Below are 10672 nucleotides of genomic sequence, written 5' to 3' on the forward strand. Positions count from 1 at the left end.
AGGGAGCTACCCCTTGGGTGATTCCAGCGCGCCCGTCGCCCTTCGATACGCTCGTCGGGCACGCACAGGGTTTTGCCAGTGAATTGTGGTAGTTCTCGTGACCGCGGGATTGAGGTGAAGCAGTGACGACACCAGCGCAAGATGCGCCGTTGGTGTTTCCGTCGGTGGCTTTCAGGCCGCTGCGCCTGTTGATCGTTTGCGTTGCGTTGACCGGAGTCGCAGTTCTCGCGGCCGGGTTCACCGGACACATTTTCTTCGGACTTTTCTTCGGGGCCGGTCTGGCCCTCGGGCTGATCAACGCCCTCCTGGTGCGCCGCGCGGTGGAGTCGATCACCGCTGAAGAGCACCCTCTCAAGAAGAAGATGGCGGTCAACTCGGCGACCCGGTTGCTGGCCATCACCGCGATCGCGCTCGCGATCGCGTTTGTCTTCAGAACCTCGGGCGGCATCGCGGTGCTGTTCGGGCTGGCGGTGTTCCAGGCGCTGCTGGTGATGAGCACCAGCATCCCCGTGCTGCGCAAGATCCGCACGAACGGCCTGGACGTCTTGGATTCGGAATCGAAGGGTTGAGCTGACCTCTATGACTCAGACGACGACCGTGCTGGCCGCCGAAGAAGGCGGTGCCGCCATCCATGTCGGACACCACACCATGGTGTTCGAGCTGTTCGGGATGACGTTCAACGGTGACACCATCCTCGCGACCGCGATCACCGCGGTGATCGTGATCGGGTTGGCGTTCTTCCTGCGCGCCAAGGTCACCTCGACCGGGGTGCCTGGCGGTGTCCAGCTGTTCTGGGAAGCGCTGACCATCCAGATGCGCGGTCAGATCGAAAGTGCCATCGGCATGAAGGTCGCGCCGTTCGTGCTGCCCCTGGCGGTCACCATCTTCGTGTTCATCCTGATCTCCAACTGGCTGGCGGTGCTTCCGCTGCAGTACGGCGGATCGGACGGCGCCGCGGGCGAGCTGTACAAGCCGCCGGCCTCCGACATCAACTTCGTGCTGGCGCTCGCGTTGTTCGTGTTCGTCGCCTACCACGCCGCGGGCGTCTGGCGCCGGGGCATCATCGGCCACCCGCTCAAGGTGGTCAAGGGTCACGTCGCATTCCTCGCGCCGATCAACATCGTCGAGGAGCTGGCCAAGCCCATCTCGTTGGCACTCCGTCTTTTCGGCAACATCTTCGCCGGCGGCATCCTGGTGGCGCTCATCGCGATGTTCCCCTGGTACATCCAGTGGGCACCCAACGCGATCTGGAAGACCTTCGACTTGTTCGTCGGCCTGATCCAGGCGTTCATCTTCTCGCTGCTGACGATCCTGTACTTCAGCCAGTCGATGGAGCTGGACCATGAAGACCACTGAGCACGACCACCTAGATCACTAACCCCAACAACCGCACCACACGAACCTCTGGCGGCACAGCCACCAGTTATCAAGGAGGATAAAAGGAATGGAACTCGATCCAAACGCCATCATCACGGCCGGCGCTCTGATCGGCGGTGGATTGATCATGGGTGGCGGCGCCATCGGCGCTGGTATCGGTGACGGCATTGCGGGTAACGCGCTGATCTCGGGCATCGCCCGGCAGCCCGAGGCCCAGGGCCGGCTGTTCACCCCGTTCTTCATCACCGTTGGTCTGGTTGAGGCCGCGTACTTCATCAACCTGGCCTTCATGGCGCTGTTCGTCTTCGCCACGCCGGGCCTGCAGTAGTCCGTCGGTATGAGTGACCTAACCATCCTCGCGGCGGAGGAAGGCGGTGGGGGCCAGAGCAACTTCCTGGTCCCCAACGGCACCTTCTTCGCCGTGCTGATCATCTTCCTGATCGTGCTCGGCGTGATCGCGAAATGGGTTGTGCCGCCGATCAGCAAGGTGCTCGCGGAGCGGGAAGCGATGCTGGCCAAGACGGCAGCGGACAACCGCAAGTCGGCCGAGCAGGTCGCCGCGGCACAGGCCGATTACGACGAGGCCATGGCCGGCGCACGTGCGCAGGCGTCGTCCATCAGGGACGAGGCCCGCGCGTCGGGTCGTCAGGTGGTCGACGAAAAGCGCGCCGAAGCGAGCGGTGAGGTAGCCGAGACCGTACGCCAGGCCGATGAGCAACTGTCCGCGCAGAGCGCTCAGGTGCGCGGTGGCCTCGAATCGTCCGTGGATGGACTGTCGGCCACCCTGGCCAGCCGCATCCTCGGCGTCGACGTGAAATCAGGTGGGACGCAGTAGATGTCGATATTCATCGGACAGCTGATCGGCTTCGCCGTCATCGCATTCATCATCGTGAAGTGGGTGGTGCCGCCCGTGCGGTCCCTGATGCAGAAGCAGCAGGAAGCCGTGCGCGTCGCTCTCGCTGAAAGTGCGGAGGCGTCGAAGAAACTCGCCGATGCCGACGCGATGCACGCCAAGGCGCTCGCGGATGCCAAGGCGGAGTCGGAGAAGGTCACCGACGAGGCCAAGCAAGACTCCGAGCGCATTGCCGCGCAGCTGGCCGAACAGGCCGGTACCGAAGCCGAGCGCATCAAGGCCCAAGGCGCACAACAGGTTCAGCTGATGCGCCAGCAGCTCATCCGTCAGCTGCGCTCGGGTCTCGGCGAGGAGTCGGTGGCCAAGGCCGCCGAGCTGGTGCGGGCGCACGTGTCCGATCCGCAGGCGCAGGCGGCAACGGTTGACCGCTTCCTGGCCGAGCTGGAGGAGATGGCTCCGTCCACGGTGGTGATCGATACCGCCGCCACGTCCCGGCTCCGTGCCGCCAGCCGTGAGTCGCTGGCTGTCCTGGTGGGCAAGTTCGACGAGATCGCGGGCGGCCTCGACGCGAACGGGCTGACCACGCTCGCCGACGAATTGGCATCGGTGGCCAACCTGCTGCTGTCCGAGTCGGTGCTCAACAAGCACCTGGCCGATCCGGCCGACGACGCCGCACCCAAGGTGCGGCTGCTCGAGCGCCTGCTGAACGGCAAGGTGGGCGCCCCCGCTCTGGACGTGCTGCGGACCGCGGTGTCGCAGCGCTGGTCGACCGAGTCCAACCTGGTCGACGCCATCGAACACACCGCGCGTCTGGCTCTGCTCAAGCGGGCCGAGACCGCGGGTGAGGTCGACGAGGTGGAGGACCAGCTGTTCCGGTTCGGCCGCGTCCTCGACGCCGAGCCGCGACTGTCGGCTCTCCTGAGCGACTACACGACGCCGGCCGACGGTCGGGTTGCCTTGCTGGACAAGGTGCTCACCGGTGGCTCCGGGGTGAACGGGACCGCAGCGGCGCTGTTGACCCAGACCGTCCGACTGCTGCGCGGCGAGCGTGCCGACGAGGCCGTCATCGACCTCGCCGAGCTCGCCGTGGCACGCCGCGGTGAGGTCGTCGCCCATGTGACGGCCGCCGCCGAGCTGAGCGATGCCCAGCGCACGCGCCTCACCGAGGTGCTCAGCCGTATCTACGGCCACCCGGTGTCCGTCCAGCTGCACGTCGACCCAGAAGTCCTCGGTGGTCTGTCGATCACCGTCGGCGACGAGGTGATCGACGGCTCCATCTCGTCCCGACTAGCCGCCGCTCAGACCCGGTTGCCGGACTGAGCCGAAACTCACGAACCACCCTAAGAACAAGGTAGGAAGACGAAAAACCATGGCAGAGTTGACAATCTCGGCTGCTGATATCGAAGGTGCCATCGAGGATTACGTATCCTCGTTTTCCGCCGACACCGAGCGCGAAGAGATCGGCACCGTCGTCGACGCCGGTGACGGCATCGCCCACGTCGAGGGCCTGCCCTCGGTCATGACGCAGGAGCTGCTCGAGTTCCCAGGCGGTGTCCTGGGCGTTGCGATGAACCTCGACGAGCACAGCGTCGGCGCGGTCATCCTGGGTGAGTTCGAGAAGATCGAAGAAGGCCAGCAGGTCAAGCGCACCGGGCAGGTGCTGTCCGTGCCGGTCGGCGACGCCTTCCTCGGCCGCGTCATCAACCCGCTCGGCCAGCCGATCGACGGCCAGGGCGACATCGCCTCGGACACCCGTCGCGAGCTCGAGCTGCAGGCACCGACGGTGGTTCAGCGCCAGGGCGTCGGCGAGCCCCTGCAGACCGGTATCAAGGCCATCGACGCCATGACGCCGATCGGCCGTGGCCAGCGCCAGCTGATCATCGGCGACCGCAAGACCGGTAAGACCGCCGTCTGCGTCGACACCATCCTCAACCAGCGCAAGAACTGGGAGACCGGCGACCCGAAGCAGCAGGTGCGCTGCGTCTACGTCGCGATCGGCCAGAAGGGCACCACGATCGCCAGCGTCAAGCGCGCGCTGGAAGAGGGTGGCGCGATGGAGTACACCACCATCGTCGCCGCCCCCGCTTCCGACGCGGCCGGCTTCAAGTGGCTTGCGCCCTACACGGGTTCGGCCATCGGCCAGCACTGGATGTACGACGGCAAGCACGTCCTGATCGTGTTCGACGACCTGTCCAAGCAGGCCGACGCCTACCGCGCGATCTCGCTGCTGCTGCGCCGCCCGCCGGGCCGCGAGGCGTTCCCCGGCGACGTGTTCTACCTGCACTCGCGCCTGCTGGAGCGTTGCGCGAAGCTCTCCGACGAGCTCGGCGGCGGTTCGATGACCGGCCTGCCGATCATCGAGACCAAGGCCAACGACATCTCGGCGTTCATCCCGACCAACGTCATCTCGATCACCGACGGCCAGTGCTTCCTGGAGTCCGACCTGTTCAACCAGGGCGTGCGGCCGGCCATCAACGTCGGTGTCTCGGTGTCCCGCGTCGGTGGCGCCGCGCAGATCAAGGCGATGAAGGAGGTGGCCGGCTCGCTGCGTCTGGATCTGTCGCAGTACCGCGAGCTGGAGGCCTTCGCCGCGTTCGCCTCCGACCTGGACGCGACGTCCAAGGCTCAGCTGGACCGCGGTGTCCGCCTGGTCGAGCTGCTCAAGCAGCCGCAGTACAGCCCGATGGCGGTCGAGGACCAGGTCGTGGCGATCTTCCTCGGCACCAAGGGCCACCTGGATTCGGTTCCCGCCGAAGACGTCTCGCGTTTCGAGGCGGAACTGCTGGAGCACGTGAAGGCTAGCCACTCCGACATCCTCGACGGGATTCGCGAGACCAAGAAGCTCTCCGAGGAGGTCGAGGAGAAGCTGGCTTCGGTCATCAACGAATTCAAGAAGGGCTTCTCCGCATCCGACGGCAGCTCGGTGGTGGTCAACGAGGCTGACGCCGACGCGCTCAATCCCGAGGACCTGGAGAAGGAATCGGTCAAGGTCCGCAAGCCTGCTCCCAAGAAGGCCTAGGTAACAGATGGCAGCCACACTGCGCGAACTACGCGGGCGCATCCGCTCAGCCGGGTCGATCAAGAAGATCACCAAGGCCCAGGAGCTGATCGCGACGTCGCGGATCGCCAAGGCGCAGGCCCGGGTCGAGGCGGCCCGGCCCTACGCCACCGAGATCACCAATATGCTCACCGAGCTCGCGGGTGCCAGCGCGTTGGACCACCCGCTGCTCGTCGAGCGTGAAGCCCCCAAGCGGGCCGGTGTGCTGGTGGTGTCGTCGGACCGCGGCCTGTGCGGCGCCTACAACGCCAACGTGCTGCGGCGGACCGAGGAACTGTTCTCGCTCCTGCGTGACGAGGGCAAGACTCCGGTGCTGTACGTGGTCGGCCGGAAAGCGCTGGGCTACTTCAGCTTCCGGCAGCGCACGGTCACCGAGTCGTGGACCGGATTCTCCGAGCGGCCGACGTACGAGGACGCCAAGACGATCGCTGACACCCTGGTGACCGCGTTCATGTCCGGTGCCGACGACGAAGGCGACGACGCCGGAGCCGACGGAATCCTCGGTGTCGACGAACTGCACATCGTGTTCACGGAGTTCCGCTCGATGCTGTCGCAGACCGCGGTGGCACGGCGGATCGCGCCGATGGAGGTCGAGTACGTCGGCGAGGCCGAAACCGGGCCCCACACGCTGTATTCGTTCGAGCCGGATCCAGAGACGCTGTTCGACGCGCTGCTTCCGCGCTACGTCGCGACGCGCGTCTATGCAGCGTTGCTGGAAGCCGCGGCTTCGGAGTCGGCCTCACGCCGGCGCGCGATGAAGTCGGCCACCGACAACGCCGACGATCTGATCAAGGCGCTCACGCTGGCGGCCAACCGCGAGCGTCAGGCACAGATCACCCAGGAAATCAGCGAAATCGTCGGCGGCGCCAACGCGCTCGCCGACGCCAAGTAAGCCCCGTAGGAAGCGAAGAGAGAATGACTGCTACTGCAGAAAAGACCGCGGGTCGCGTTGTCCGCATCACCGGCCCGGTGGTGGACGTCGAATTCCCGCGTGGCGCTGTGCCAGACCTGTTCAACGCGCTGCATGCCGACATCACGTTCGGTGCGCTCGCCAAGACCCTGACCCTTGAGGTCGCCCAGCACCTCGGCGACAACCTGGTGCGCTGCATCTCCATGCAGCCCACCGACGGCCTGGTGCGCGGCGTCGAGGTCAGCGACACCGGTGCCTCGATCTCCGTCCCCGTTGGTGACGGCGTCAAGGGCCACGTGTTCAACGCCCTCGGCGACTGCCTCGACGATCCGGGCTACGGCAAGGACTTCGAGCACTGGTCGATCCACCGCAAGCCGCCGGCCTTCTCGGACCTGGAGCCCCGCACCGAGATGCTGGAGACCGGTCTGAAGGTCGTCGACCTGCTGACCCCGTACGTGCGTGGCGGCAAGATCGCCCTGTTCGGTGGCGCCGGCGTGGGCAAGACGGTTCTGATCCAGGAGATGATCAACCGCATCGCCCGCAACTTCGGTGGTACCTCGGTGTTCGCCGGCGTGGGGGAGCGCACCCGTGAGGGCAACGACCTGTGGGTCGAGCTCGCCGACGCCAACGTGCTCAAGGACACCGCGCTGGTGTTCGGCCAGATGGACGAGCCGCCAGGCACCCGTATGCGCGTCGCCCTGTCGGCCCTGACCATGGCCGAGTTCTTCCGTGACGAGCAGGGCCAGGACGTGCTGCTGTTCATCGACAACATCTTCCGGTTCACCCAGGCCGGTTCCGAGGTCTCGACCCTGCTGGGCCGCATGCCTTCGGCCGTGGGTTACCAGCCGACGCTGGCCGACGAGATGGGTGAGCTGCAGGAGCGCATCACCTCGACCCGTGGTCGCTCGATCACCTCGATGCAGGCCGTCTACGTGCCCGCCGACGACTACACCGACCCGGCCCCGGCCACCACGTTCGCCCACCTGGACGCCACCACCGAGCTTTCGCGTGCGGTGTTCTCCAAGGGCATCTTCCCCGCGGTGGACCCGCTGGCCTCGTCCTCGACCATCCTCGACCCCGCGGTCGTCGGCGACGAGCACTACCGCGTCGCCCAGGAAGTCATCCGGATCCTGCAGCGCTACAAGGATCTTCAGGACATCATCGCGATCCTCGGTATCGACGAGCTCTCCGAAGAGGACAAGCAGCTGGTGCAGCGTGCGCGTCGTATCGAGCGCTTCCTGAGCCAGAACATGATGGCGGCCGAGCAGTTCACCGGTCAGCCGGGCTCGACGGTGCCGCTCAAGGAGACCATCGAGGCGTTCGACAAGCTCACCAAGGGCGACTTCGACCACTTGCCCGAGCAGGCGTTCTTCCTGATCGGTGGTCTGGACGACCTGGCGAAGAAGGCTGAAAGCCTCGGCGCCAAGCTGTGATGAGCGCTGTAGAAACTCGAGTGCGAAAGGTGGTGTGACATGGCTGATTTGAACGTCGAGATCGTTGCCGTAGAGCGTGAGCTCTGGTCCGGCCCCGCCACGTTCGTCTTCACCCGGACCACCGCCGGTGAGATCGGCATCCTGCCGCGCCATATCCCGTTGGTGGCGCAGCTGGTCGACGACGCCATGGTCCGCGTCGAGCGTGAGGGCGAGGACGATCTACGTATCGCGGTCGACGGCGGCTTCCTGTCGGTGACCGAGGAGACCGTCCGGATCCTGGTGGAGAACGCGCAGTTCGAAGCCGAGATCGACGCTGATTCGGCCAAGCAGGATTCGGAGTCCGACGACGAGCGGACTGCAGCATGGGGCCGGGCGCGCCTGCGCGCCCTAGGCCAGATCGACTGATTGCCGATGAGCGCGTCCATGATTGCCATGGTCGCGCTCGTCGGTGTGCTCCTACTGCTGGTCATCGCGCTGTGCTACCGGCTGTGGAAATTGCGTCAGGTGGGCGGAACCGCCGCGATCCTGCGTGATTTCCCCGCGGTCGGTGGCCACGGCTGGCGGCACGGGGTGATGCGGTATCGCGGTGGGGAAGCCGGTTTCTACCGGCTCTCCAGCATCCGGTGGTGGCCGGATCGCCGGCTCAGCCGACGCGGGTTGGAAGTGGTTTCCCGCCGCTCTCCGCGCGGCGACGAATTCGACATCATGACCGACCAGATCGTCATCCTGGAATTGCGCGACACCGGCTCCGAACGCCGTCAGGGGTACGAGATCGCACTCGATCGCGGTGCGTTGACGGCGTTCACGTCCTGGCTGGAATCACGCCCGTCACCACGGGCGCGCCGCCGATCCTACTGACCCGCGCCGCCGCCAGGCTTCCAAAGCACATCGCCGTCCGGGTTCGCTGCCCGCGACAGGATGAACAGCAGATCCGACAGCCGGTTGAGATATTTGGCAGGCAACACGCTCACCGAGTCACCATGCTGATCGATCGCGGCCCACGCCGACCGTTCCGCCCGGCGCGCAACTGTTCGCGCGACATGTAGGAGCGCTGACAGCGGGGTGCCGCCCGGCAGGACGAACGAGTTGAGCGCAGGCAGCCCCTCGTTGAACTCGTCGCACCACTTCTCCAGCCGGTCGATGTAGGGCTGGGAGATCCGCAGCGGCGGGTGCTCGGGATTCTCTACAACCGGGGTGGAGAGATCGGCACCGGCGTCGAACAGGTCGTTCTGGATCTGCCGCAATACCGCTGACATTTGCTGGTTCGGGCTGCCCATGGCAATCGCAACGCCGATCGCGGCGTTGGCCTCATCACAATCGGCATAGGCCGCCAGCCGCGCATCATTCTTCGAAACGCGGCTGAAATCGCTCAGCCCGGTCGTCCCATCGTCGCCGGTGCGGGTATATATGCGGGTGAGATGAACTGCCATGACTGAACCGTACCGGGCTCGGCGGCAGGCCATCTCGGGCTCGCGCGTTATCACGGAAGCGTTCTGAATCTGGGCCGAGGGCTGTCTACACTAGCCGCGTGAGCGAGCGTTTCGTGGTGACCGGCGGCAACCGGTTATCGGGCGAAGTTGCTGTCGGAGGCGCGAAGAACAGCGTGCTGAAGCTGATGGCCGCCTCGCTGCTGGCCGAGGGCACGAGCACGATCACCAACTGCCCGGACATTCTCGATGTTCCGCTGATGGCCGAGGTGCTGCGCGGACTCGGGGCGACGGTCGAGTTGGATGGCCAAACGGTTCGGATCACCTCGCCGGATGAGCCGAAGTACGACGCCGACTTCGCCGCGGTGCGCCAGTTCCGGGCATCGGTGTGTGTGCTCGGCCCGTTGGTCGGCAGGTGCAAGAAGGCCAAGGTTGCGCTGCCGGGCGGTGATGCGATCGGCTCCCGGCCGTTGGACATGCATCAGGCCGGCCTTCGTCAGCTTGGTGCCACCTGCAATATCGAGCACGGCTGCGTGGTCGCCGAAGCCGATCATCTGCGTGGTGCCGAGATCCAGCTGGAGTTTCCGTCGGTCGGCGCCACGGAGAACATCCTGATGGCCGCCGTTCTGGCCGAAGGTGTGACGACGATCCACAACGCGGCGCGAGAGCCCGACGTCGTCGATCTGTGCGCGATGCTCAACCAGATGGGCGCACAGGTCAGCGGTGCGGGTACGTCCACCCTGACGATCACCGGCGTCGACCGGCTGTATCCGACCGAGCACCGGGTCATCGGGGACCGGATCGTCGCCGCGACGTGGGGGATAGCCGCGGCGATGACGCGCGGCGACATCTCGGTCACCGGTGTCGACCCGCAGCATCTGCAGTTGGTGTTGCACAAGCTGCACGATGCCGGCGCCACCGTGACCCAGAACGACGACGGTTTCCGCGTTGTGCAGTACGAGCGCCCGAAGGCCGTGAACGTTGCGACGCTCCCGTTCCCGGGATTCCCCACTGATCTGCAGCCGATGGCGATCGGCCTGGCTTCGGTGGCGGATGGAACTTCGATGATCACCGAGAACGTGTTCGAGGCTCGGTTCCGGTTCGTCGAGGAGATGATCCGGCTTGGTGCCGACGCCAGAACCGATGGCCATCATGCCGTCGTCCGCGGGATTCCTCAGCTGTCGAGTGCCCCGGTCTGGTCGTCGGATATCCGCGCGGGCGCCGGCCTGGTGCTCGCGGGGTTGGTCGCGGATGGCGACACCGAGGTGCACGACGTGTTCCACATCGACCGGGGCTACCCGCTGTTCGTGGAGAACCTGGTGAGTTTGGGCGCCGAGATCGAGCGGGTAACCTAGGTCGAGTCGCAGCCGATTCGAGTAAAACGCCTCTGACCAGGGGATTTGACTCGCGGCGGACAGAAGTTCTAATCTAATCGAGTTGCCCCGGCAGCGGGGAGACAAAGCCGCTTGACTCTCTAACCAAGATAGTTTAAGCTGGCAGGGTTGCCCTGAAGAGGGGCAACCGTAACAATCTGGTCTGTTGTTTGAGAACTCAATAGTGTGTTTGGTGGTTTTTGTTTGTTGTTTTTTGGCCACGTTCTTTTTCCCGTTTAGG

General features: G+C 65.4%; 12 protein-coding genes. 11 read left to right on the top strand and 1 reads right to left on the bottom strand.

Features of this window, described 5'->3' with window-relative positions; genetic code table 11:
* Positions 1 to 122: 122 nt before the first annotated feature.
* From AWC31_RS21145 to AWC31_RS21190, 10 genes are all read left to right on the top strand, one after another.
* Entirely contained in the window at positions 123 to 569 is a 447-nt protein-coding gene (locus AWC31_RS21145) for an ATP synthase subunit I (RefSeq protein WP_085145944.1), read from the top strand.
* A gap of 10 nt (positions 570 to 579) precedes the next feature.
* Positions 580 to 1356 (top strand): F0F1 ATP synthase subunit A, encoded by a 777-nt coding sequence (gene atpB / locus AWC31_RS21150; RefSeq protein ID WP_067858647.1) that lies wholly within the window; start codon positions 580 to 582, stop codon positions 1354 to 1356.
* A gap of 88 nt (positions 1357 to 1444) precedes the next feature.
* The gene (locus AWC31_RS21155) at positions 1445 to 1705 is read left to right on the top strand and encodes a F0F1 ATP synthase subunit C (protein ID WP_036440957.1); all 261 of its coding nucleotides are present in this window, start codon (positions 1445 to 1447) and stop codon (positions 1703 to 1705) included.
* A gap of 9 nt (positions 1706 to 1714) precedes the next feature.
* Positions 1715 to 2212 carry a F0F1 ATP synthase subunit B gene (locus AWC31_RS21160; RefSeq protein WP_085145945.1) on the top strand — a complete coding sequence of 166 codons (498 nt, stop codon included), beginning with the start codon at positions 1715 to 1717 and terminating at the stop codon, positions 2210 to 2212.
* Positions 2213 to 3550: a F0F1 ATP synthase subunit B/delta gene (locus tag AWC31_RS21165; protein ID WP_085145946.1), complete on the top strand. Its 1338-nt coding sequence runs from the start codon at positions 2213 to 2215 to the stop codon at positions 3548 to 3550.
* 49 nt (positions 3551 to 3599) lie between these two features.
* Entirely contained in the window at positions 3600 to 5249 is a 1650-nt protein-coding gene (gene atpA, locus AWC31_RS21170) for a F0F1 ATP synthase subunit alpha (RefSeq protein ID WP_085145947.1), read from the top strand.
* A 7-nt stretch (positions 5250 to 5256) separates the two neighbouring features.
* On the top strand, positions 5257 to 6180 hold the full coding sequence (locus AWC31_RS21175) for a F0F1 ATP synthase subunit gamma (RefSeq protein WP_067858635.1): 924 nt from the start codon (positions 5257 to 5259) through the stop codon (positions 6178 to 6180).
* Positions 6181 to 6203: 23 nt separating this feature from the next.
* On the top strand, positions 6204 to 7631 hold the full coding sequence (atpD, locus tag AWC31_RS21180; protein ID WP_067858632.1) for a F0F1 ATP synthase subunit beta: 1428 nt from the start codon (positions 6204 to 6206) through the stop codon (positions 7629 to 7631).
* Positions 7632 to 7670: 39 nt separating this feature from the next.
* Positions 7671 to 8036: a F0F1 ATP synthase subunit epsilon gene (locus AWC31_RS21185; RefSeq protein WP_085145948.1), complete on the top strand. Its 366-nt coding sequence runs from the start codon at positions 7671 to 7673 to the stop codon at positions 8034 to 8036.
* Between the two features lie 6 nt (positions 8037 to 8042).
* Positions 8043 to 8489, top strand: a complete 447-nt coding sequence (locus AWC31_RS21190; RefSeq protein WP_067858626.1) for a DUF2550 domain-containing protein — start codon at positions 8043 to 8045, stop codon at positions 8487 to 8489.
* Here AWC31_RS21190 and AWC31_RS21195 read toward each other — a convergent pair.
* Positions 8483 to 9061, bottom strand: a complete 579-nt coding sequence (locus AWC31_RS21195) for a cob(I)yrinic acid a,c-diamide adenosyltransferase (protein ID WP_085145949.1) — start codon at positions 9059 to 9061, stop codon at positions 8483 to 8485. The genes AWC31_RS21190 and AWC31_RS21195 overlap by 7 nt on opposite strands.
* 98 nt (positions 9062 to 9159) lie before the next feature.
* Here AWC31_RS21195 and murA point away from each other — a divergent pair, with 98 nt between their 5' ends.
* A complete protein-coding gene (gene murA, locus AWC31_RS21200; RefSeq protein WP_067858620.1) occupies positions 9160 to 10413 on the top strand; it encodes a UDP-N-acetylglucosamine 1-carboxyvinyltransferase in 1254 nt (417 codons plus the stop codon).
* Positions 10414 to 10672 lie beyond the last annotated feature (259 nt).

Source organism: Mycolicibacterium wolinskyi (assembly GCF_002101965.1).
GTDB lineage: Bacteria > Actinomycetota > Actinomycetes > Mycobacteriales > Mycobacteriaceae > Mycobacterium > Mycobacterium wolinskyi.

What these genes read in the sequence shown, in the direction of transcription:
- AWC31_RS21185 (WP_085145948.1), top strand. Translation starts at nt 7,671, where the DNA reads ATGGCTGATTTGAACGTCGAGATCGTTGCCGTAGAGCGTGAGCTCTGG.
- atpB (WP_067858647.1), top strand. Translation starts at nt 580, where the DNA reads ATGACTCAGACGACGACCGTGCTGGCCGCCGAAGAAGGCGGTGCCGCC.
- AWC31_RS21175 (WP_067858635.1), top strand. Translation starts at nt 5,257, where the DNA reads ATGGCAGCCACACTGCGCGAACTACGCGGGCGCATCCGCTCAGCCGGG.
- AWC31_RS21165 (WP_085145946.1), top strand. Translation starts at nt 2,213, where the DNA reads ATGTCGATATTCATCGGACAGCTGATCGGCTTCGCCGTCATCGCATTC.
- AWC31_RS21155 (WP_036440957.1), top strand. Translation starts at nt 1,445, where the DNA reads ATGGAACTCGATCCAAACGCCATCATCACGGCCGGCGCTCTGATCGGC.
- AWC31_RS21160 (WP_085145945.1), top strand. Translation starts at nt 1,715, where the DNA reads ATGAGTGACCTAACCATCCTCGCGGCGGAGGAAGGCGGTGGGGGCCAG.
- AWC31_RS21195 (WP_085145949.1), bottom strand. Translation starts at nt 9,061, where the DNA reads ATGGCAGTTCATCTCACCCGCATATATACCCGCACCGGCGACGATGGG.
- atpD (WP_067858632.1), top strand. Translation starts at nt 6,204, where the DNA reads ATGACTGCTACTGCAGAAAAGACCGCGGGTCGCGTTGTCCGCATCACC.
- AWC31_RS21190 (WP_067858626.1), top strand. Translation starts at nt 8,043, where the DNA reads ATGAGCGCGTCCATGATTGCCATGGTCGCGCTCGTCGGTGTGCTCCTA.
- atpA (WP_085145947.1), top strand. Translation starts at nt 3,600, where the DNA reads ATGGCAGAGTTGACAATCTCGGCTGCTGATATCGAAGGTGCCATCGAG.